Below are 22,053 nucleotides of genomic sequence, written 5' to 3'. Positions count from 1 at the left end.
GACGGCTTCGCCGCCGAACGGGGGCAAGCCCCCTCGCCACAGGGATCGCAAGCATTGACCCGCCCCAAGACCATGCGTAGCCTTGCGCTTTCGAGGTTCTTCGGCGTTTGTCGAAGCTAAGAAGGGAACGCGGTCAATGCCGCGGCTGCCCCCGCAACTGTGAACGGTGATGTTCGTTGCCACGCCACTGCTGACTCAATTCATGAGGCCGGCGGGAAGGCGCAGCGAATGCCAGGCTCAAGCCCGGCACACCGTCAGCCAGGAGACCTGCCTCGTCACAGATTCTCACTTTCAACCGGGCGGGGTGATCCGGTGGCGAACTCTTCAGGTAATCGCGTGCGCGTTGCCGGTCGTCGTCCCGTATGCCCGCCAGCTTAGCCATAGGGCATCCGATGAAAACACTGGCCAAACTCCCCGTCACCATCGTCACCGGCTTTCTCGGCTCGGGTAAAACCACGCTGCTGCGCCACATGCTCGACAACGCCCAGGGTCGCCGCATTGCGGTGATCGTCAACGAATTCGGTGAATTGGGCATTGATGGCGAAATCCTCAAGCAATGCTCCATCGGTTGCACCGAAGAAGAAGCCAACGGCCGTGTCTATGAACTGGCCAACGGCTGCCTGTGCTGCACCGTCCAGGAAGAATTCTTCCCGGTGATGCGCGAACTGGTGGCCCGTCGCGGCGATATCGACCACATCCTCATCGAAACGTCCGGTCTGGCACTGCCAAAGCCGCTGGTGCAAGCCTTCCAGTGGCCGGAAATCCGCAGCGCCTGCACGGTAGATGCGGTAATCACCGTGGTCGACAGCCCGGCCGTGGCCGCCGGCACCTTCGCCGCGTTCCCGGATCAGGTCGACGCCCAGCGCAAACTCGACCCGAACCTGGACCACGAATCGCCGCTGCACGAACTGTTCGCTGACCAACTGGCCAGCGCTGACCTGGTGATCCTCAACAAAACCGACCTGATCAACCCGACGGACCTGGCCCGTGTGCGCCTGGAAGTCGCCGAGGAATTGCCGCCAGCGGTGAAAATCATCGAAGCCAGCAGTGGTCGCCTGCCGCTGGACGTGCTGATCGGCCTGGGTGTCGGCTCCGAAGAACACATCGACAGCCGCCACAGCCACCACGACCATCATCACGATGGCGACGACGATCATGATGACCACGATCACGACGCCTTCGATTCGATCTCCATCGAACTGCCGCAAGCCGACGAAAGCCTGCTGCTGGACGCGCTGACCCAGTTGGTGGTCCAGCACGGCATCCTGCGCGTCAAGGGCTTTGCGGCGATTCCGAACAAGCCGATGCGCCTGCTGATCCAGGGTGTGGGTACGCGTTTTGACAAGCATTTCGACCGCCAGTGGGGCGCCGAAGAGGCGCGAGTCTCTCGCCTGGTGCTGATCGGCCAGAAACTGGACGCCACTGTTCTCGAAGCGCAACTGCGCGCCGCGCTCAGCGTGTAAGCCATGCACCTGCTCAGGACCCAGCCCGGCGGTTTCGTGTCGGATGACAACATTGCCGACCTTGGACAAACCCCCGCCGAGCTGGTGGTCCTGTGCAGCGGCGATTCCAGCCTGGCGCTGCTCGCCGAAGCTGCGCAGCAGTTGCCCGACGATTACCCGAGCGTGCGCCTGGCCAACCCGATGCAGGTGCAGAACCATGCCTCGGTTGACCTGTACGTCGATGAAGTCTTGCGCCACGCCAAGGTCATCCTGATCTCGCTGCACGGCGGCATCGCCTATTGGCGTTATGGCATCGAGCGTCTGGTCGAGCTGTCGCAGCGCGGCGTGCAGCTGATTCTGGTGCCGGGTGATGATCGCCCGGACCCGGAACTCAGCGACTTGAGCACCGTCGGTGCCGAGGATCGCGACCGGCTCTGGCAGTTTCTGCGCCAGGGCGGCATGGGCAACGCCCTCGACTTCTTCCGCTGCCTGGCCAACCGCTGGCTGGCGAGTGATTACACCTGGGGCGAACCGCAAACCCTGCCACGCACGGCGATTTACCATCCGCACAAACATTCTGCCGCACTGAGCGACTGGCAGGCCGATTGGCATGCCGATCAACCGGTGGCGGCGGTGCTGTTTTACCGCTCGCATCTGCAGGCGGCGAACACCGCTTTCATTGACGTTTTTTGCCAACGGTTGCAGGCGGCGGGGTTGAATCCGTTGCCAATCGCGCTGGCGAGCCTGAAAGAACCCGGCTGCCTTTGCGTGGTCGAGGACTGGCTCGACGAGGCCTGCGTCTCAGTGATTCTGAACACCACCGGCTTTGCCCAGTCCAGCCCGGAAGCACCGCATGTGCGGCCATTCCGCCGCAATATTCCGGTGATCCAAGCGATTTGCGCCCAGGACAACGAACCGGGTTGGCGCGCCAGTGAACAGGGGCTTGGCCCTCGCGACCTGGCGATGCACATTGCCTTGCCGGAACTGGACGGGCGCATCATCAGCCGCCCGATCAGCTTCAAGGACCTGGCGTGGCGCAGTGAGCGCAGTCAGTCGGATGTAGTCTGCTACCGGCCACAACCGGAGCGCATGGACTTCGTTGCCGAACTGGCGCGGCGCTGGATCGATCTGGCGCGGGTGCCCAATGCTGAAAAACGCATTGCCTTGATTCTCGCCAACTACCCGACCCGCGACGGTCGCATCGGCAATGGCGTCGGCCTCGATACCCCGGCAGCGGCGCTGAATATCCTGCGGGCGTTGCATGCCGAAGGTTATCCATTACCGGCTGAGTTACCAGACAGCGGCACCGCGCTGATCCAGCAGTTGCTCGGCGGCGTCAGCAACGATCTCGAGACCCTCGACCTGCGTCCGTGCCAGCAAAGCCTGGGCATGGATGATTATCTAGTGATGTTCAACGCCCTGCCTGAAGCCAATCGCGCGGCGGTGCTCGAACGTTGGGGGGCGCCGGAAAACGACCCGATGTGTCGCAGCGGGCGGATGATGATCGCCGGCCTGCGTTTCGGCCTGACCTTCGTCGGCATTCAGCCGGCCCGGGGTTATCAGGTCGACCCGAGCGCGGTGTATCACGACCCGGACCTGGTGCCGCCCCACGGCTACCTGGCCTTCTACTTCTGGCTGCGCAACACCTATGGCGCCCACGGCGTGATCCACGTCGGCAAACACGGCAACCTCGAATGGCTGCCGGGCAAGGGCGTGGGGCTGTCGGAACATTGCTGGCCAGACGCTTTGCTCGGGCCGCTGCCGAACATCTATCCGTTCATCGTCAACGACCCGGGCGAGGGCGCCCAGGCCAAGCGGCGTACCCAGGCGGTGATCATCGATCACCTGATGCCACCGCTGACTCGCGCCGAAACCTACGGCCCGCTGCGTAACCTCGAGCTGTTGGCCGACGAATATTACGAAGCGCAGCTGCTCGATCCGCGCCGAGCCCGAGAGTTGCAGCGCGACATCCTGCAACTGGTGCGTGACACCCACATCGACCGTGAACTGCAACTGGACGAACAACTCGACAGCGATGCCGACGCGGCGATCTGGTTGCCGCGACTCGACACTTACCTGTGCGACTTGAAGGAGTCGCAGATCCGCGACGGCCTGCATGTGTTCGGCGAATCGCCCACCGGACGTTTGCGCATCGATACCTTGCTGGCGCTGTTGCGCATTCCACGGGGCGATGGCCGGGGTGCGCAGTCGAGTCTGCTGCGGGCGCTGGCCAAGGCCTTGGGACTAGGATTCGATCCGCTTGATTGCGCCTTGGCCGAGCCGTGGACCGGGCTCCGACCGAATGCCTTGTCGTTGATCAGCACTGAACTGTGGCGCACCACCGGCGATACCCGCGAACGCCTCGAACTGTTCGCCACACAACTGATTTCGCAGGCATTAGCTGACCCCTGTGGGAGCGAGCTTGCTCGCGATGGTGTGTCAGTCGACACCAATGTGGCTGACACACCATCGCGAGCAGGCTCGCTCCTACAGGAGGCGGGCTGGTCTGAGGTGCAAGCCATCCTCGACAGCCTGCGCGAAGTGGTCGCGCCAAGGCTGGACGCCTGCGGTCCGGCGGAAATGCGCGGATTGCTCGACGCGCTTGGCGGTCGCTTCGTCCCGGCCGGTCCCAGCGGCGCGCCCAGTCGTGGTCGTCTTGACGTGCTGCCCACCGGGCGCAACTTCTATTCGGTGGACGTACGCAACCTGCCGACCACCACGGCGTGGCGCATCGGGTTCCAGTCGGCCAACCTGATTCTCGAACGGCACCTGCAAGACCACGGCGATCATTTGCGCCAGCTCGGCTTGTCGGTGTGGGGTACCGCAACCATGCGCACCGGTGGCGATGACATCGCCCAGGCGATGGCGCTGATGGGCGTGCGCCCGGTCTGGGCCACCGGTAGCCAGCGGGTCGATGATTTCGAGATTCTGCCGTTGAGTTTGCTCGACCGCCCGCGGGTGGACGTGACCTTGCGTGTGTCCGGTTTCTTCCGTGATGCCTTTGCCAATCTGATTCGTTTGTTCGACGCGGCGGTGCAAGCGGTGGCCGATCTCGATGAGCCGGACGACCTGAACCCGTTGGCGGCCAAGGTACGCGCCGAGCGTGCAGCCTTGCTGCAGGCGGGGCTCGATGAAGACGCAGCGCGACGTCAGGCCGGCTGGCGGATATTCGGGGCCAAACCCGGTGCCTACGGCGCGGGTGTACAGGGCGCCATCGACGGTCGCCTGTGGCAGAGCCGCGAGGACCTGGCCGAGGTCTACCTCAACTGGGGTGGCTACGCTTACGGCGGTTCCGACGAAGGCACCGCCGCCCGCGAACAGTTCAGCCAGCGCCTGAGCCAGGTACAGGCGGTGCTGCAAAACCAGGATAACCGCGAGCACGATCTGCTCGACTCCAACGATTACTACCAGTTCCAGGGCGGCATGCTCGCGGCGGTGGAGAGCCTGAAAGGCGAGGCGGCGGCCAGCTATCATGGCGACCACAGCCAACCGGACCTGCCGAGGATTCGCACCTTGAAGGAAGAGCTGAACCGGGTGATCCGCTCCCGGGCGGCCAACCCGAAGTGGCTCGAAGGCGTTAAACGTCACGGCTACAAAGGTGCGTTCGAATTGGCTGCGACGGTCGACAACCTTTTCGCCTTCGACGCCACCACGCAGTTGATCGACGATCACCAGTACGCGTTGCTGGCCGATGCCTATTTGCTCGATCCGGGCACCCGGGATTTTGTCCGCGAACACAATCCTCATGCCTTGCGCGATATGACCGAGCGCATGCTCGAGGCGCAACAACGGGGAATGTGGAAGGAGCCCGGCGAGTACCGCGAGGCGCTGGAGAATCTGTTGCTCGATATAGAGGAAGACAGCTAATCACCGCAAATCCTGTGGGAGCGGGCTTGCCCGCGAAGCCGTCAACACAGTCGACATCGATTTCGACTGTCAGGCCGCCATCGCGAGCAGGCTCGCTCCCACAGGGATTGGGGTGGCTGTGACGATTACCGACCATGACCGAGATAGAACAATGACCGACACCCCGCATTTCCCGCTCTGCGCCGTGGTCGGCGCCGACGATTTGAAGCTGGCCCTGTGCCTGACCGCCATCGACCCGAAAATCGGCGGCGTCCTGATCGAAGGCCCGCGGGGCATGGCCAAGTCGACCCTGGCCCGCGGTCTGGCGGATCTGCTGGCCAGCGGTCAGTTCGTCACCTTGCCGCTGGGCGCCACTGAGGAGCGGCTGGTCGGCACCCTCGATCTCGATGCGGCACTGGGCGAAGGTCGCGCACAGTTTTCCCCCGGCGTACTGGCCAAGGCTGACGGTGGCGTGCTCTATGTCGACGAGGTCAATCTGTTGTCCGATCATCTCGTTGACCTGCTGCTCGATGTGGCCGCCAGCGGCACCAATCTGGTGGAGCGTGACGGCATTTCCCATAGGCATTCGGCAAAATTCGTGCTGATTGGCACCATGAACCCGGAAGAGGGAGAACTGCGTCCGCAATTGCTTGACCGTTTCGGTTTGAACGTCGCCCTCGGTGGTCACACCGCGCCGGTCGAGCGTGGTCAGATCATCCGTCGTCGCCTGGATTTCGACGCCGACCCGCAAGGTTTCTGCGCCGAATGGGAATCCGCACAGGCGACTCTGCGTGACCGTTGCCAGAACGCACGCAATGCACTGGCAAGCATTCCCCTCGACGACCAGGCGCTGGCACACATCACCGAACGCTGCTTCGCCGCTGGCGTCGATGGTTTGCGCGCCGATCTGGTCTGGCTGCGCGCTGCCCGGGCTCACGCTGCCTGGCGCGGGGCGAACGCCATCGCCGAGGAAGATATCGACGCAGTCGCCGAGTTCGCCTTGCGCCATCGCCGTCGCGAACATTGCGCACCGACGCCTCAGTCATCCCAGGCGACGCAACAATCGGCGCCTCAGCACGCCAACCCGAGCGAAGGGCAGGGCCAGTGGGGCGAGTTGCCTGCCCAGGCGCTGGCGGTCGGTGCACGACGTGAAGTGCCGAGCTGGCCAAAAAAGCCCTAGGCATTCGCCCACGCTCCCATGCGGGGGCGAATGCCAGACCCCGAGCCGGGCGGCTGGACCACGGCAAACAGGGTAAGCGTCATACGGCCCGTAGCGGCTCGGTCAACTGGCCTGGCACATTGCTCAATGGCCGACCGCGTCAGCGCGACGACCTGTTGTTTCAGCTGCGCACTCGCTCGCCCCACGAACTGTGGCTGGTGATCGTTGATGCCTCCGCATCGACCCGTCGTCATCAGGCATTGAGCGATGCCAAGGGCTTGCTGGCGCAGTTGTTCGACGATGCCTATCGCCAGCGTGCGCGCCTGGCCCTGCTCACGGCCAGCGGTGCTGCACCGAAGTGGCAGGTGCAGGGGTTGAAGGCCTCGACCGGGTTGCGCCATTGGCTCGATGGCCTTGGCGCCGGGGGCGGTACGCCGTTACTGGCCGCGTTGGGCGAAGCGGGGCGATGGCTTGGTGCACGGCAAAAGCGTTTTCCGGCAGAGCAGCAGCGGTTGTTGCTGGTGACCGATGGACGGCTGAAGGACTGGCCGTTGTTGCCCGTCCTGGAGTGCCCGGGGTTATTGATCGATATCGAGCGCGGGCCGATCCGGCTTGGGCGCAGCAGGGTGTTGGCGACGCAGTTGCAGGCCGAGTATCGGCACATTGACGAGCTGCTTCCTGGCTGAAGTTTACTTTGTCTGCACGGGCCTCATCGCGAGCAAGCTCGCTCCCACATTGGTCCGGGTGAACACAAAGTCTGTGAACACCGAATGATCCCTGTGGGAGCGAGCTTGCTCGCGAAGGCGGAGGGTCAGTCAACATCAATTTCGGATTACTCCCACATTGGTCCGGGTGAACACAAAGTCTGTGAACACCGAATGATCCCTGTGGGAGCGAGCTTGCTCGCGAAGGCGGAGGGTCAGTCAACATCAATTTCGGATTACTCCCAAATTGGTCCGGGTGAACACAAAGTCTGTGAACACCGAATGATCCCTGTGGGAGCGAGCTTGCTCGCGAAGGCGGAGGGTCAGTCAACATCAATTTCGGATTACTCCCACATTGGTCCGGGTGAGCACAAAGTCTGTGAACACCGAATGATCCCTGTGGGAGCGGGCTTGCTCGCGAAAGCGGTGGGTCAGCCACCACCAACTTCGGATTACTTGCCCATCGCCTGCCGGTATTGCCGGGTGCGCTTGCCAATGTATAACCGGTCGAGAATCAACGCCCACAACGCCGAGACTTCAGGTCGGGTTGTGCGCCCACGGCTCAAGCGATGCAGCTGGAACTTGACCACCGCCATGCTCGCCAGCGCCGCCAGTGGTTTGCGCTTCCAGCGGATCGGCGGCAGTTGCGGATGACTGTCCTGGCCTTCGCGCCAGTGCTTGACCAGCTGTGGTTCCACAGCGAGCGCGGTGCCGATGCCGGCCATGGCAAGGCCGCTGTCGAGGACCTGTTCGACGATTGCCAGACGCCGGATCCCACCGGTCACCATCACCGGCATCCGTGCCACGCTGGCCAGTTCGCCGGCCATTTCCAGAAAGTACGCCTCCCGCGCCAGGGTTCGGCCGTCGCGCGCCTCGCCTTGCATGGCAGGTGCTTCGTAACTGCCACCGGAGAGTTCCAGCAGGTCGATCGGTTGTTCGTTGAGCCACTGGATCACTTGCCGCGCATCATCGGCATCGAAACCACCGCGCTGGAAATCTGCTGAGTTGAGTTTTACCGACACACAAAATTGCGGCGACACCGCTTGGCGAACCGCCTCGACGACGGACAACAGCAGACGCGCACGATTTTCCAGGGATCCGCCCCATTGATCGGTGCGCCGATTGGTCAGCGGCGAAAGGAACTGGCTGATCAGGTAGCCGTGGGCGGCGTGGATCTGCACGCCGGTAAAACCGGCTTTCTCGGCCAGTGCGGCGCTGGTGGCGAAACGTCGGATCACCTCCTGGATGTCGTCCGCGCTCATGGGTTTGGGTTCGGCGAACATCTTCGAGAACGGGCCCAGATCCAGCGCAACCGCCGACGGCGCCAGAGCTTGCTGACCAAGGTTGGCCATGGTCTGGCGGCCAGGATGGTTGAGCTGCACCCAGAAATGCGCACCGCCGGCCCGACCGACGCTGGCCCACTGGCGGAAGCGCTCCAGGTGGCGCTCGTCTTCCAGCGCTACTCCGCCGGGACCGGTCATGGCGCGACGGTCGATCATTACATTGCCGGTCAGCAACAAGCCGGCCCCGCCCTCGGCCCAGGCCTGATACAGGCGAAGCAGTGCCTTGTCGGGTACTTGATCGGTATTGGCGAGGTTCTCTTCCATCGCGGCTTTGGCAATGCGATTGCCGATGGTCTGGCCGTTGGGCAAATTCAACGCTTGAAAGGGCGACATGCTTGACTCCTCGTAGTGATGAGCAGAGGCTAAGCTTAAAGTTAACTTTAATGTCAAGCAGGTAAATGAGGCCGCAATGAAGATCGGTGAATTGGCGCAGTTGAGCGGGTTGACCGCATCGCGGATCCGCTTTTACGAGTCTCAGGGGTTGATCCGCCAGGTCGAGCGTTCTGCCAACGGTTATCGGCGTTACTCGCAACAGGCGCTGCAGACCCTGCAAATCATCCAGTGCGCACAACAGGCCGGTTTCAGCCTGGAAGAACTCAGGCAATTACTGCCGGATAATGTGACGGGCGCGTTCTAGCACGATGAGTTGATGGCCGGCCTGTATCGCAAGATCGAGCAGATCGAAGAGATGCAACGGCACCTGGCCCATAGCAAGGCGCAGTTGCTGGGCTGGATCGACACCCTCCAGGCCCGGCCCGAAGGCATGAGCTGCGATGAAAATGCCGAGCGGGTGATGACGTCATTCAAGCACTAGGTCAGCCAGGGACACGGGAACGGGATCGCGCATCAGTGTACCGGCCCTGCGCGCGCCCGACTGTGAGCACGTTTCTCGCGGGATTTTTACTGTTGAGCGGGCAAAACAGTTTGAGTGACAGGGTAGGCAAAAGACTCAGTGTTATCGATAGTCGCAAAAACGATTTGCTCCTCTCCCGGCTTTATGGGAGCAGATACGTTTCGTGAAAAGCTGATGTATCGGTCTGGTTTCCAGCGGGTTGTACTCAAGCCTATGAGATACGGGATTAAAGTAGCCCCCGTATAAAACTCGCCAGGTGGAACAGAGAAAATGGTGGTAATGGAGGTTTTAATTGGAAAAAAGATCGCGCCAGGGTAAGTGCCACATAACGGATAGTTCGGAGCTCCTTGTGAACATTTTGACGGTGGCTCCTGGCCGACTACCAGTTTGGTGGGTGGTGAACTTACACCCGTGACCACAACCGAAAATGAAATGCCCTTGCCTGGCAGGCTTTGCAGATTCAATTGTGACATCGTGAAGTTACCGTTAGACAGCGTGGATACCTGCTTCAAAATGACGTCATCGCTGGTTTTCGCCGTTACCATGAACGGGCCTGTAGCCGTGGTCCCAACGATCGTGCCCGAGATGGATGTGGCACTTTTTGAAAGCGGTGTCGTAATGCAAACTTCAGGGCCATTCTGGCCGATGTACTCTCCATTGACCAGGCTGCTGCACTCTTCGCTGACCGTGGAAACAGTCGCGTCCGGATCAATATTGCAACCCGTTAAACCCATCCCCAGCGTCGCGCAAAAAAATAAAGTTCTCGCCGTATTCATGTTCGATCCCCTTTGGTTTCGATAGTCGATGCGGCGCCAGTATTTCCTTGCCTACTCAGAAGCGTCTACTGTCATAGTTGACAGTAGCAAGCAGATTGGTCGGGTTTAAACAGATCTTTTTTCGGTGGCACACATCGCTCGGTTAGCGATGAGGACGCGCGGTGCGGTAGGTGGGATAGATAGCTTTATTGATGAAATGTGTAGCGATCCTTCCTGGTATGTTTTGACTCATACAAGGCCGCATCGGCCTTGATCAGCGTCTGGTTCAGTGTGTCACCGTCGAGCACCCGGGCCAGGCCGTGCGTTTGGTAACGTTTTTTTTTCTGTTTTACGCATCCTTTGATTCAAAACAAATTTCAATCTGCCTCACATTCCCTCCGCATCCTGTGGCACACTTTCTGCCGTCTATTCCGTTGTTATATACCAAGTTCCGCTATAGCGGAATTAATGAGGCGGCGGACAGTAAGCTCGATAGCGCTATGGTCCGCGACAAACTGATTGTGGTTGCCGGCAGCACGAATGCGCCTTGGCACCTCCAGGACTTTTCAAAAGCACGCGCTTTCAACCTTCACTTTCAATCAGGAGAAACACGCATGAGCATTACTCGTTACGGCACCGGCAGCACCGCCGGCGGCGGTCAGCCTCGTCCATTCGCCCGCGCTGTCGAAGCCGATGGCTGGCTGCACGTGTCCGGCCAGGTGCCGGCGCTGGATGGCGAGATCATTGTCGGTGGTATCGTCGAGCAGACTCACCAGACCATGAAGAACCTGATCGCTATCCTTGAAGAGGCCGGTTATGGCCTCGAAGACGTGGTGCGTACCGGCGTGTGGCTGGAAGACCCGCGGGATTTCTGGAGCTTCAACAAGGTGTTCTCCGAGTACTTCAAGCCAGAACATGCCCCGGCGCGGGCCTGTGTGCAGGCGAACATGATGGTCGACTGCAAGGTCGAGATCGACTGCATTGCGTACAAGAAAAAGGCTTGAACCGAGTCGCGCCCATCGCGGGCAAGCCACGCTCCCACAGGTTTGTGTGCTGCCACAGATTGCAGACACACCACCATTCCCTGTGGGAGCGGGCTTGCCCGCGAAGGCGGCCTGACGATCAGCGCGGCACACTGGGTAAACTCCAGGCGACCATGAATGGGAACCACTGAAATGACCGAAGACACCATCAAGCGCCGGGCACGCGGGCTGGACCGGGCGTTCGATATCCTCGATTTCCTCAAGGAGATCGGCCAGCCCTTGCGCCCGAACGACATCGCCAACGGTATCGGCAGCCCCAAATCCACGGTCTACGAACTGGTGGCCTCGCTGCTGGAACGACGCATCCTGGAGCCGGTGGGCAAGGACGGTCATGTCTACCTCGGTCGCCAGTTGTACTTTCTCGGGCAGGCACACCTGCGACATTTCGACCTGACTCGCGAGGCCGATCACGCCTTGCAGGAAATCGTCAGCCAGACCCGTGAAACGGCGCAGATGTGCCTGCTCAACGGGCGCAAGTACACCGTTGCGCTGATGAAGGAGGGGGAGCGGCATTTCCGCATTTCCTCGGACATCGGTGAAAACGCGCCCATCCCCTGGACCGCATCCGGGCGCTTGCTGCTGGCGCACCTGAGCGACCAGGCAATCGTCGACCTGATCGACCACGACGACTTCATCCTGCCCAACGGCGAACGCTTGGAACTTGCGCAATTTCTCAAGGAAATCCGTCAGGCCGGTATCGATGGTTTCTTTTCCTTCGATAGCGTCGCCGACACCTTTACCCATTGCTTCGCCGCACCGGTCAAAGACCCCAACGGCGTGGCCATCGCGACCCTGTGCATCGTCGCCCCCCGGGCCGATGCCAAGAACAACTACAACGACTACCGCCGGGTGCTGATCGAAAGCGCCAATAGCCTGGCCCGTCGCATCAACGAATAACAGCGGCTGCCTGCGGCCGCGTGAACGAGGAGTTCGACCATGTCTTCTGCCCCCAATACCGCCGCCGTGGAAAAAGGCACCGCACCCAAGGGCGCGAACCTGGTGCGTGACGTCAGCCTGCCTGCGCTGGTACTGCACCGCGAGGCACTGGAACACAACATTCGCTGGATGCAGGCGTTCGTCAGCGACAGCGGAGCGGAACTCGCGCCCCATGGCAAAACCAGCATGACCCCGGCGCTGTTCCGGCGCCAACTGGACGCCGGTGCCTGGGGCATCACCCTGGCCAGCGCCACCCAAACCCGTGCGGCCTACGCTCATGGTGTGCGCCGGGTGCTGATGGCCAACCAGTTGGTCGGTACGCCGAACATGGCGCTGATTGCCGACCTGCTGGCCGACCCGACGTTCGACTTCTATTGCATGGTCGATCACCCGGACAACGTCGCCGACCTCGGCGCCTATTTCGCTTCCCGTGGCGTGCGTTTGAACGTCATGATCGAATACGGCGTGGTCGGTGGTCGCTGCGGTTGCCGCAGCGAGCAGCAAGTGCTCGACCTGGCCAAGGCCATCGCCGCGCAACCGGCGCTCGCCCTGACCGGGATCGAAGGCTACGAAGGGGTGATCCATGGCGATCACGCAGTGACCGGTATCCGCGATTTCGCCGCATCACTGGTGCGCCTGGCGGTGCAGTTGCAGGACAGCGGTGCCTTCGCCATCCCCAAGCCGATCATCACCGCGTCGGGTTCGGCCTGGTATGACCTGATTGCCGAGTCGTTTGAAGCACAGAACGCCGCCGGGCGTTTCCTCAGCGTGCTGCGTCCCGGCAGTTACGTGGCCCATGACCATGGCATCTACAAGGAAGCGCAGTGCTGCGTACTCGACCGTCGCAGCGACCTGCACGAAGGCCTGCGTCCGGCGCTGGAGGTGTGGGCGCACGTGCAGTCGCTGCCGGAGCCGGGGTTTGCGGTGATTGCCCTGGGCAAGCGCGACGTGGCCTACGACGCCGGTTTGCCGGTGCCATTGCTGCGCTACAAGGCGGGCGTCGTGCCGGCCAAAGGCGATGATGTGAGCGTCTGCAAGGTGACTGCGGTGATGGACCAGCATGCGTTCATGACCGTGGCACCGGGGGTTGATCTGCGGGTGGGCGACATCATTTCGTTCGGCACTTCGCACCCGTGCCTGACGTTCGACAAGTGGCGTGTCGGTTGCCTGGTGGATGAGCAACTGAACGTTATCGAGACCATGGAAACCTGCTTCTAAGACTGAAATCGCGGCGCGGCTTTCGCGAGCAAGCCCGCTCCCACAGGGTTGTGTGTACACCGAAGATCCAATGTGGGAGCGGGCTTGCTCGCGAAGAGGCCCTACCAGACAAAAAGAGAAACCCGCGTATGAACACCATCAACACCTTGGGCCCCGACACTCCACGCATCGCCCTGATCGGCGAGTGCATGATCGAGTTGCAGCATCGCGCCGATGGCAGCCTGCAACAGAGCTTCGGCGGCGACACATTGAACACGGCCGTGTACCTGTCCCGGGAACTGGGAGAGGACGGTTCCGTGGACTACGTCACCGCCCTGGGCGATGACAGTTTCAGCGACGCGATGTGCCAGAGTTGGGCGGCGGAAAATATCGGGCTCGCCATGGTCCAGCGTCTGCCCGGACGCCTGCCGGGTTTGTATTGCATCCAGACTGACGCTGCCGGTGAGCGACGCTTCCTGTACTGGCGCAACGAAGCGGCCGTCCGCGATTGCTTCACCACCCCGGCCGCCGCGCCGATTCTCGCCGCGCTGCCGGATTATGATGTGCTGTACTTCAGCGGCATCACCCTGGCGGTACTCGGTGCGCAAGGTCGGGAAAAACTGCTGGAAACCCTGATCGAAGCCCGCCAGCGCGATGCGCGGATCGTGTTCGACAACAACTACCGGCCACGGCTTTGGGCATCGGTCGAGGACGCCCGGGCGGCATATCGCAGTGTGCTGGCGTATGTCGACCTGGCGTTGCTGACGGTGGATGACGAACAGGCGTTGTTTGGTTATGCCGATGCTGACGCGGTGTTTGCCGCGTATGAGCAAATCGGTACGCCGGAAGTGGTGCTCAAGCGCGGCGCACAAGCGTGCCTGATTCGTTGTGATGGAGAGTCGTTCGAAGTGCCGGCGCAGAAGGTCGAGCGGGTGGTGGACACCACGGCGGCGGGGGATTCGTTCAGCGCGGCGTATCTGGCTTCGCGGCTCAAGGGCGGCAGCCCTTCGCAAGCCGCCGAGGCCGGGCATCGGTTGGCGAGCCGGGTGATTCAGGTGCCGGGGGCGCTGATTCCCAGAGATTGAAATGCATTAACTGGGGCGAGGGGGGCTTTGTGGCGAGGGGGCTTGCCCCCGTTGGGCTGCGAAGCAGCCCCAAACCCTGTCTACCGGATTTATCTGACATGCCGAGTGCAGCGAACTCACGAGTGCTGCGCACTCGAACGGGGGCAAGCCCCCTCGCCACAGGGGCCTGACCAGCCACTCAATCCCGGTAAAACACCTGCACCAGGTGATACCCGAACTTGCTCTTGATCGGCCCATGCACCACCCGCAGCGGTTTCTTGAAGATCACCGCATCAATTACGCCGACCATCTGTCCCGGCCGCACTTCACCGAGATCGCCGCCGCGCTTGCCCGATGGGCAGGTCGAATACTTCTTGGCCAGTACGTCGAACGCTTCGCCCTTGGCGATGCGTTGTTTGAGCTGCTCGGCTTCTTCCGAGGTTTTCACCAGAATATGGCGGGCTTGAGCTTTCATGTGGCGGTTACCTTGCAACGGTGGTGGCTATGTGGGCGGCAGTGGGGGGCGCGCGATTATGCCTCAACTCAGTCCGGTTGACTGATCATCGTGCGAATCTTGTTGGCCAGCAGATCGATGGAAAACGGCTTGGCTACCATGTCCATGCCCTCTTCGAGAAAACCCTGGCGCTCGGCGGCGATCTCGGCGTAACCGGTCATGAACAGCACTTTCAGTTCGGGACGATGCTGGCGGGCGATTTCCGCCAGTTGGCGGCCGTTCATGCCCGGCAACCCGACGTCGGTCACCAGCAGGTCCACCCGCAGGTCCGACTCCAGCAGTGGCAGGGCGCCCTTGGCATCTTCGGCTTCATGGGCGCGGTAACCGAGCTCATTGAGCAGGTCCAATACCAGCATGCGCACCGCCGCATCGTCCTCGACCAGCATCACGGTTTCGCCGGCAATCGCCGCCGGTGCCTCGCCGATGACGGGCGACAAAACTTTTTCCGACTCGGTCGAATGCAGGCGCGGCAGGTACAAACGCACGCTGGTGCCCCGTCCCGGCAGGCTGAACAGACTGACGTGGCCCCCCGATTGCTGGGCGAAACCGTAAATCATCGACAAGCCCAAACCGGTGCCCTGGCCGATGGGCTTGGTGGTGAAGAAGGGGTCGAATGCCTTGGCCAGCACCGAGGGCGTCATGCCGGTGCCGTTGTCGCTGACGGCAATCATCACGTAGTCACCGGCCTTGACCGGTTCCAGGGTCGTCATGTCACTCCCGTCGAGGTACACGTTGGCCGTTTCGATCTGCAGCTCGCCGCCATCGGGCATGGCGTCCCGGGCGTTGATCACCAGGTTGAGCAGGGCGTTTTCCAGCTGGCTGACATCGGTGTTGACCCGCCAGATGTCCTCGGCCAGTTGCAGGTCGAGCTCGATATGGTCGCCCTTGGTACGCCTGAACAAGTCTTCCAGAGAGTGGATCAGCTCGTTGGGGTTGAGCGGCTTGCGATTGAGTGATTGGCGCCGGGAGAACGCCAGCAAGCGATGGGTGAGGGCGGCGGCGCGGTTGGCCGAGGACACGGCCGCTTCGGTGAATCGACCGATCTCGCTGGCGCGGCCGTCGGCAATGTAGCGTTGCATCAGGTCGAGGCTGCCGATGATGCCGGTGAGCATATTGTTGAAGTCATGGGCGATGCCGCCGGTAAGCTGGCCGACCGCTTCCATTTTCTGCGCATGGCGCAAGGCGTCTTCGGCACGTTCGCGCTCGAACATCTCGTTCTGCAGACGCTCGTTGGCTTCGGCCAGTTGGCGGGTGCGGGCGGCAACCCGTTCTTCAAGGGTTTCGTTGAGGTTACGCAGGGCTTCTTCGGTCTTTTTACGCTCGGTTTCATCGATCACGAAGATGTAGAAACCGTTCACGGCGCCATCCGCGCCGTGGCGTGGCAGGTAATTCATCAAGGCCTGGCGGATGCTGCCGTCGCGGTGTGGCGTGCTGATGCTGAAACAGCAGGGCCGGCCGGACAGCGCCTCCTTGATGTGCGGAGCGCGCAGCGCATAGGCTTCTTCGCCGAGCACTTCAAGAATGGTTCGCCCGTAAAGCTCTTGCGGCGTCAGCCCGTACCAGTCGAGGTACGCCGCATTGTTCAGGCGAAAGCGCTCTTCGCGGTCGACGTAGCTGATCAGGACCGGCATGGCGTTGATGATCAGTTGCAGCTCGGTCTGGCTCTGGCGCAGGGCCTGTTCGGTGTGTTTGCGCTCGGTCAGGTCCAGGGCGGCGCCGAGGAAGCGCACCGGCCGGCCATGGTGATCCTTGTAGCAGCGACCCCGGGCAAATACCCAGCGCATCTGACCGTCGGTTTGCAGCAGGCGATACTCCTCGGCGTATTCGGTGCCATGGGTGATGCAATGCTTGATGCTGCGGGCGATCAGGGCGCGGTCTTCGGGGTGTACGCCGTGCAGGTATTCACTGATCGGCAATTGACTGGCCATGGCCGGGTCGATGCCATGCAGTTGGGCAAAATGCGCATCGGCGATGAAACGGTCCTCGCTGATGTCCCAGTCCCAGGTACCGACCGCATCGGTGGCGGCGAGGGCCAGTTGCAGGCGTTCCTCGGTTTCACGCTGGGCCTTGAGGCTGGCCGCCGAGCGCTGTTCGAGTTCGAGGGCGATGCGCCGGCGTTCGTTGGTTTCGATGGCGGTGACCAGGATCCCGGACACCTGGGCACCTTCGTCGCGGATCGGGCTGTAGGTCAGGTCGAGCCAGAAGTCAGACTCCCGGTCCCCGCGTTGCAGGGTAAAGCGCTGCTCGCTGTAGGTGCGCACCTGACCTTGCAGGACGGCGCTGTAGATCGGGTCGGTGAAGTCTTGCAACTCTGGCCAGATCAGGTGTGTCGGTTGTCCGAAAGCGTGCGGATGCTTGTTCCCGGCGAGCAGGGCGAAGCCGTCGTTGTAGATTTGCGTCAGTTGCGGGCCCCATAACAGCAGCATCGGCATCGGTGAGTGAATGACGATGTCCACGGCGGTTCGCAGGCTTTGTGGCCAAGTGCTGGCAGCGCCCAGCGGGCTGCTCGCCCAGTCGATTCGGGCGATCAAGGCCTGGGCATCGCTGGCGGTTGGTATTGCGTTCATCTGGGAGTCCTGCGCCAATTCGCTATAGCTGGCGTCTATTCTTGCACAGGTGACAGGCGCAGGTTGATTCGAAGGCTTGAGCGGCTACTGTGGGAGCGGGCTTGCTCGCGAAGAGGGCGTGTCAGTCGACATCTTTGTTGGCTGACCTGCCGCCTTCGCGAGCAAGCCCGCTCCCACAGGTTTTTGTGGCGCTTCAAGACTGGAGTTCGGGCCTGTTTCGGTACTGCTCCAGCGCCTCGGGATTGGCCAAGGCATCAGTGTTCTTCACTTTCTGCCCATGCACCACATTGCGCACCGCCAGCTCAACGACCTTGCCGCTGATGGTCCGGGGAATGTCCGTCACTGCAACAATCTTCGCCGGCACATGACGCGGCGTGGTATTGGCGCGAATCACCTGGCGGATCTGCCGTTGCAGGGCCTCGTCCAGTTCGAGCCCGTCGCGCAAGCGTACGAACAGCACCACCCGCACGTCATCCTGCCACTGCTGACCGATCGCCACGCAGTCGAGCACCTGGGGGACTTTCTCCACCTGGCGATAGATTTCCGCCGTGCCGATGCGCACGCCGCCGGGGTTGAGCACGGCATCGGAGCGACCGTGGATCATCATCCCGCCATGGGGCAGTTGCTCGGCGTAATCACCTTGGGCCCAGACGCCGGGGAACAGGCTGAAATAGGATTTGCGCAGTTTTTCGCCATCAGGATCGTTCCACAGGCCAATGGGCATCGCCGGGAAATGCCGGGTGCAGACCAGTTCGCCTTTTTCACCGATCACCGGGTGGCCTTCGTCGTTCCACACTTCAACGGCCATGCCCAGGCTCTTGCCCATGATTTCGCCGCGCCGCACGGGCGACATCGGGTTGCCGTTGACGAAGCACGAGACGATGTCGGTGCCGCCGGACATCGAAGCCAGGCACGCGTCAGCCTTGAAGTCGCGATAGACGAAGTCGTAACTGTGCGGCGACAGTGCCGAGCCGGTGCAAAGCAACGTCTTGAGGCTGCTCAGGTCATGACTTTCACGGGGCTTGATACCGCTGCTTTCCAGGGTTGCGAGGTATTTGGGACTGGTGCCGAAGACGCTGATGCGTTCGTCGTCGATCAGGTCGATCAAGCGTTGTGGATCGGGCTGGAACGGTGAGCCATCGTACAGCACCACGGAGCTGCCTGTGGCCAGTGCCGACACCAACCAGTTCCACATCATCCAGCCGCAGGTGGTGTAGTAGAACAGCCGTTCACCGGGGCCTAGATCGCCATGCAGGCCGTGTTCCTTGACGTGTTGCAGCAACACGCCGCCGGTGCTGTGGATGATGCATTTGGGCACGCCGGTGGTGCCGCTGGAGTAGAGGATGTACAGCGGATGGGCGAAGGGCACGGGGACGAAATCCGGCTCGCCGCCGGGTTCGTAGAAATCGTCCCACAGCGTCACGTTGGCCTGGGTGTGGAATTCTTCGATGTGCGCCTGTGGCCGGGCGTAAGGTACGACGATCAGCTGTTGCAGCGAAGGCAGACGCTGGAGGATCTCGTTGACCTTGGCGGTCTGGTCTATCTCCTTGCCGGCATAGCGGTAGCCGGCGCAGGTCACCAGTACTTTCGGTTCGATCTGACCGAAACGGTCAACCACCCCCTGGGTGCCGAAGTCAGGTGAGGAGCAGGACCAGATAGCGCCAAGGCTGGTGGTGGCGAGCATGGCCACCAGTGTCTGCCAGGTGTTGGGCATGCACGCGGCGACCCGGTCACCCACACCGACACCGGCGGCGATCAAGCCATTCTGAAAACCGGCGACCTGCTCGGCGAGTTCAGCCCAGGTCAAATGTTCACGCTGACCGTTTTCGCCGACGGCTATCACGGCGATCGCATCGTCGCGACGCTGTAGCAGGTGTTCGGCAAAGTTCAGCGTTGCACCGGGGAACCATTGGGCGCTGGGCATCCGGGGGCCTTCGAGCAGCACGGCGTCGGGCTGATCGTGGAAGCGGATGTCGAAGAAATCGACGATGGCCTGCCAGAAGTCCGGGCGTTGATCGATGGACCACTGGTGCAGGGCAGGGTAGTCGTCGATCTTGAGGTGGTGTCGCTGATTGATGAAGCGGCGAAAGGCTTCCATGCGGGTCTTGCCAATGCGTTTGGCGTCGGGTTGCCAGAGGATGTCGGACATGGTTTGCCTCTTCTTTTTTATGCCTTCACACAGGCTGATGTGGCGCCGGCTTTTGTGGCGAGGGGGCTTGTGTGGCGAGGGGGCTTGGCCCCGTTGGGTGGCGAAGCCGCCCCAAAAACTCACAGACGATTCAGGTTGTCTGATTCACGACTGCTTCGCAGCCGAACGGGGGCAAGCCCCCTCGCCACAAGGGTCTATCAGCCAGTCACTGTGCCAACCACCCACCATCAACATTCCACGCCGCGCCCCGCACCTGGCTGCCGGCTTCGCTGCACAGGAACAGCACCAGTTCACCCAGTTGCGGCGGTGTCACGAATTCCAGCGATGGCTGCTTTTCAGCGAGCAAATCGTGCTGCGCCTGCTGCGGGTCAACTCCACTGGCGGCACGATCATCAATCTGCTTTTGCACCAGCGGCGTCAATACCCAGCCTGGGCAGATCGCGTTGCAGGTGACCTGGGTGGTTGCGGTTTCCAGCGCGACCACTTTGGTCAAGCCGATCACCCCATGCTTGGCGGCGACATAGGCAGCCTTGCCCACCGAACCGACCAGGCCATGCACCGAGGCAATGTTGATCACCCGGCCCCAGCCCTTGGCGCGCATGCCCGGCAGGCTCAAGCGGGTGCTGTGGAACACCGACGACAGGTTGATGGCGATGATCGAATCCCAACGCTCCACCGGAAACTCATCCACCGCTGCCACGTGTTGAATGCCAGCGTTGTTGACCAGAATGTCGACGCCGCCGAACTCGCGCTCGGCGTAGGCGATCATGTCGGCAATTTGTGCCGGATCGCTGACATCGGCCGGGTGATGGCCGACCTTGCCGCCAAACTGTTGCACCTGGGCGATCACTTGGGAGGCATCGCCAAAGCCATTGAGGATCAGGTTGGCCCCGGCCTTGGCCAGGCTGAGGGCGATCCCCAGGCCGATGCCGCTGGTTGAGCCGGTGACCAGTGCGGTCTTGCCCGAAAGAGTCGTCATGAATACCTCACACAATGCCAGTGGCGTAGAAAGTGCCGATCACCACGAAAACCGCCAGGGTCTTGATCAGCGTAATACAGAAAATATCTTTGTAAGCCTCGCGGTGGGTCAGCCCGGTGACCGCCAGCAGGGTAATCACCGCGCCGTTGTGCGGCAGGGTGTCCATGCCGCCGCTGGCCATCGCGGCGACCCGGTGCAGCACTTCCAGCGGAATGTTCGCCGCGTGGGCTGCGCTAATGAACTGCTCGGACATCGCCGCCAGCGCGATGCTCATGCCGCCGGAGGCGGAACCGGTGATGCCGGCCAGCAGGGTCACGGTAATCGCTTCGTTGACCAGCGGGTTGGGAATGCTCTTGAGCCAGTCGGCCAGAACCAGGAAACCCGGCAGGGACGCGATCACCGCCCCGAAACCGTATTCCGAGGCCGTATTCATCGCCGCCAGCAAGGCACCGCTGACCGCACTTTTACTGCCTTCGGCCAGCTTTCGGCTGATCGCCTTGTAGCCGAACACCAGCACCATGAGGATGCCGACCAGCAAGGCTGCCTGTACCGCCCAGATCGCCGTGAGCTTGGCGATTTCCGTGGTCACCGGCGTGGCCATGCCCGGCAGCGCGAGGCTGTGGGTCTTGCCGTACACCTGCGGAATCCAGTGGGTGAACAGCAGGTTCATAATGCCCACCGCCAGCAGTGGCGACAGCGCCAGCCACGGGTTGGGCAGCTTCAGGTCGGGGGCGGTTTCCGGCTCGTTGCGCAGGTCCGAACCATAGCCTTCACCGGTACGCTGGGCCTTGTTGCGCTGGCGCTGGAGAAACAGCATGCCGGCGCAGAACACGAAGATCGTGCCGATCACGCCCAGCCACGGCGCCGCCCAGGCGGTGGTGTTGAAGAAGGTGCTGGGGATGATGTTCTGGATTTGTGGCGTGCCGGGCAGGGCGTCCATGGTGAACGAGAAGGCGCCCAGCGCAATGGTCGCCGGGATCAGTCGCTTGGGGATGTTGCTCTGGCGGAACATTTCAGCGGCAAACGGATAGACCGCGAACACCACCACAAACAACGATACGCCGCCGTAGGTCAGCAAGGCGCAGACCAGCACGATCACCAGCATCGCCTGGCGGGTGCCGAGCAGGCGAATGGCTGCCGCGACGATGGAGCGCGAGAAACCGGACAGTTCGATCAGCTTGCCGAACACCGCGCCGAGCAGGAACACCGGGAAATACAGCTTGATGAAGCCGACCATTTTTTCCATGAACACCCCGGTGAAAGCGGGGGCGACGGCAGACGGGTCAGTCAGCAGGACAGCGCCGAGGGCGGCAATCGGGGCAAAAAGGATAACGCTGTAGCCACGGTAGGCAGCCAGCATCAGCAGCGCGAGGGCTGCCAAGGCAATGATCACACTCATGGTGTGTCTCCTGGGTTGTTATTTTTGTTGGGTGAAGCCTGGTGGGAGAGGCGTATAGCGAGTTTTGTGCCATCTTGTTAAGTTGTTGAAATATAAGAATATA

15 protein-coding genes, 2 pseudogenes and 1 riboswitch are annotated in these 22,053 nt (G+C 61.8%); of the genes and pseudogenes, 9 read left to right on the top strand and 8 right to left on the bottom strand.

Features of this window, described 5'->3' with window-relative positions; all coding sequences use genetic code 11:
- Positions 1-76 precede the first annotated feature (76 nt).
- Positions 77-290, top strand: a riboswitch (cobalamin riboswitch).
- Positions 291-392: 102 nt separating this feature from the next.
- From cobW to PspS34_RS15690, 4 genes are all read left to right on the top strand, one after another.
- Positions 393-1,463 carry a cobalamin biosynthesis protein CobW gene (cobW, locus tag PspS34_RS15705; RefSeq protein ID WP_159390130.1) on the top strand — a complete coding sequence of 357 codons (1,071 nt, stop codon included), beginning with the start codon at positions 393-395 and terminating at the stop codon, positions 1,461-1,463.
- A 3-nt stretch (positions 1,464-1,466) separates the two neighbouring features.
- Positions 1,467-5,309: a cobaltochelatase subunit CobN gene (cobN, locus tag PspS34_RS15700; RefSeq protein ID WP_159390129.1), complete on the top strand. Its 3,843-nt coding sequence runs from the start codon at positions 1,467-1,469 to the stop codon at positions 5,307-5,309.
- 151 nt (positions 5,310-5,460) lie between these two features.
- Positions 5,461-6,468 (top strand): ATP-binding protein, encoded by a 1,008-nt coding sequence (locus PspS34_RS15695; RefSeq protein ID WP_102671353.1) that lies wholly within the window; start codon positions 5,461-5,463, stop codon positions 6,466-6,468.
- Positions 6,469-6,587: 119 nt separating this feature from the next.
- Entirely contained in the window at positions 6,588-7,133 is a 546-nt protein-coding gene (locus PspS34_RS15690) for a VWA domain-containing protein (RefSeq protein WP_174245520.1), read from the top strand.
- A 470-nt stretch (positions 7,134-7,603) separates the two neighbouring features.
- Here PspS34_RS15690 and PspS34_RS15685 read toward each other — a convergent pair whose 3' ends face one another.
- A complete protein-coding gene (locus PspS34_RS15685; RefSeq protein WP_159390128.1) occupies positions 7,604-8,827 on the bottom strand; it encodes an NADH:flavin oxidoreductase/NADH oxidase family protein in 1,224 nt (407 codons plus the stop codon).
- 76 nt (positions 8,828-8,903) lie between these two features.
- Here PspS34_RS15685 and PspS34_RS15680 point away from each other — a divergent pair.
- Positions 8,904-9,308: pseudogene (locus PspS34_RS15680) on the top strand (MerR family transcriptional regulator).
- Positions 9,309-9,394: 86 nt separating this feature from the next.
- Here the strand turns inward: PspS34_RS15680 and PspS34_RS15675 are convergent.
- Together PspS34_RS15675 and PspS34_RS28615 are read right to left on the bottom strand one after the other, a co-directional pair.
- Entirely contained in the window at positions 9,395-10,123 is a 729-nt protein-coding gene (locus PspS34_RS15675) for a hypothetical protein (protein ID WP_159390127.1), read from the bottom strand.
- A gap of 185 nt (positions 10,124-10,308) precedes the next feature.
- Positions 10,309-10,428: pseudogene (locus PspS34_RS28615) on the bottom strand (GGDEF domain-containing protein); the annotation flags it as partial.
- A 288-nt stretch (positions 10,429-10,716) separates the two neighbouring features.
- Here PspS34_RS28615 and PspS34_RS15670 point away from each other — a divergent pair.
- From PspS34_RS15670 to PspS34_RS15655, 4 genes are all read left to right on the top strand, one after another.
- Positions 10,717-11,106, top strand: coding sequence for a RidA family protein (locus PspS34_RS15670; RefSeq protein ID WP_057714589.1), 390 nt, complete (start codon positions 10,717-10,719; stop codon positions 11,104-11,106).
- A gap of 171 nt (positions 11,107-11,277) precedes the next feature.
- Complete coding sequence (locus tag PspS34_RS15665) at positions 11,278-12,042, top strand: IclR family transcriptional regulator (RefSeq protein ID WP_150814471.1); 765 nt, start codon at positions 11,278-11,280, stop codon at positions 12,040-12,042.
- Between the two features lie 39 nt (positions 12,043-12,081).
- On the top strand, positions 12,082-13,299 hold the full coding sequence (locus tag PspS34_RS15660; protein ID WP_150814467.1) for an amino acid deaminase: 1,218 nt from the start codon (positions 12,082-12,084) through the stop codon (positions 13,297-13,299).
- Positions 13,300-13,427: 128 nt separating this feature from the next.
- Positions 13,428-14,363 carry a sugar kinase gene (locus PspS34_RS15655; RefSeq protein WP_154859792.1) on the top strand — a complete coding sequence of 312 codons (936 nt, stop codon included), beginning with the start codon at positions 13,428-13,430 and terminating at the stop codon, positions 14,361-14,363.
- Between the two features lie 178 nt (positions 14,364-14,541).
- On the opposite strand, the gene PspS34_RS15650 is transcribed toward PspS34_RS15655, so the two are convergent.
- The 5 genes from PspS34_RS15650 to PspS34_RS15630 form a co-directional block, all read right to left on the bottom strand.
- Positions 14,542-14,817, bottom strand: coding sequence for a peptidylprolyl isomerase (locus tag PspS34_RS15650; protein WP_007898282.1), 276 nt, complete (start codon positions 14,815-14,817; stop codon positions 14,542-14,544).
- A gap of 68 nt (positions 14,818-14,885) precedes the next feature.
- The gene (locus tag PspS34_RS15645; RefSeq protein WP_159390126.1) at positions 14,886-17,423 is read right to left on the bottom strand and encodes a PAS domain-containing sensor histidine kinase; all 2,538 of its coding nucleotides are present in this window, start codon (positions 17,421-17,423) and stop codon (positions 14,886-14,888) included.
- A 193-nt stretch (positions 17,424-17,616) separates the two neighbouring features.
- Positions 17,617-19,572, bottom strand: coding sequence for an acetoacetate--CoA ligase (locus tag PspS34_RS15640; RefSeq protein ID WP_154859794.1), 1,956 nt, complete (start codon positions 19,570-19,572; stop codon positions 17,617-17,619).
- A gap of 205 nt (positions 19,573-19,777) precedes the next feature.
- The gene (locus tag PspS34_RS15635; protein ID WP_154859795.1) at positions 19,778-20,551 is read right to left on the bottom strand and encodes a 3-hydroxybutyrate dehydrogenase; all 774 of its coding nucleotides are present in this window, start codon (positions 20,549-20,551) and stop codon (positions 19,778-19,780) included.
- 7 nt (positions 20,552-20,558) lie between these two features.
- Positions 20,559-21,950: a GntP family permease gene (locus PspS34_RS15630; RefSeq protein WP_090455620.1), complete on the bottom strand. Its 1,392-nt coding sequence runs from the start codon at positions 21,948-21,950 to the stop codon at positions 20,559-20,561.
- Between the last annotated feature and the right edge of the window lie 103 nt (positions 21,951-22,053).

The sequence above is a fragment of the Pseudomonas sp. S34 genome, from assembly GCF_009866745.1.
Lineage (GTDB): Bacteria > Pseudomonadota > Gammaproteobacteria > Pseudomonadales > Pseudomonadaceae > Aquipseudomonas > Aquipseudomonas jessenii.
The sequence above is the reverse complement of the archived record's forward strand: the minus strand, read 5'-3'. Positions and strand labels throughout refer to the sequence as shown.

Excerpts from the sequence above, each read along its gene's own strand:
- cobW (WP_159390130.1), top strand. The coding sequence starts at position 393 with ATGAAAACACTGGCCAAACTCCCCGTCACCATCGTCACCGGCTTTCTC.
- cobN (WP_159390129.1), top strand. The coding sequence starts at position 1,467 with ATGCACCTGCTCAGGACCCAGCCCGGCGGTTTCGTGTCGGATGACAAC.
- PspS34_RS15695 (WP_102671353.1), top strand. The coding sequence starts at position 5,461 with ATGACCGACACCCCGCATTTCCCGCTCTGCGCCGTGGTCGGCGCCGAC.
- PspS34_RS15685 (WP_159390128.1), bottom strand. The coding sequence starts at position 8,827 with ATGTCGCCCTTTCAAGCGTTGAATTTGCCCAACGGCCAGACCATCGGC.
- PspS34_RS15675 (WP_159390127.1), bottom strand. The coding sequence starts at position 10,123 with ATGAATACGGCGAGAACTTTATTTTTTTGCGCGACGCTGGGGATGGGT.
- PspS34_RS15670 (WP_057714589.1), top strand. The coding sequence starts at position 10,717 with ATGAGCATTACTCGTTACGGCACCGGCAGCACCGCCGGCGGCGGTCAG.
- PspS34_RS15665 (WP_150814471.1), top strand. The coding sequence starts at position 11,278 with ATGACCGAAGACACCATCAAGCGCCGGGCACGCGGGCTGGACCGGGCG.
- PspS34_RS15660 (WP_150814467.1), top strand. The coding sequence starts at position 12,082 with ATGTCTTCTGCCCCCAATACCGCCGCCGTGGAAAAAGGCACCGCACCC.
- PspS34_RS15655 (WP_154859792.1), top strand. The coding sequence starts at position 13,428 with ATGAACACCATCAACACCTTGGGCCCCGACACTCCACGCATCGCCCTG.
- PspS34_RS15650 (WP_007898282.1), bottom strand. The coding sequence starts at position 14,817 with ATGAAAGCTCAAGCCCGCCATATTCTGGTGAAAACCTCGGAAGAAGCC.
- PspS34_RS15645 (WP_159390126.1), bottom strand. The coding sequence starts at position 17,423 with ATGAACGCAATACCAACCGCCAGCGATGCCCAGGCCTTGATCGCCCGA.
- PspS34_RS15640 (WP_154859794.1), bottom strand. The coding sequence starts at position 19,572 with ATGTCCGACATCCTCTGGCAACCCGACGCCAAACGCATTGGCAAGACC.
- PspS34_RS15635 (WP_154859795.1), bottom strand. The coding sequence starts at position 20,551 with ATGACGACTCTTTCGGGCAAGACCGCACTGGTCACCGGCTCAACCAGC.
- PspS34_RS15630 (WP_090455620.1), bottom strand. The coding sequence starts at position 21,950 with ATGAGTGTGATCATTGCCTTGGCAGCCCTCGCGCTGCTGATGCTGGCT.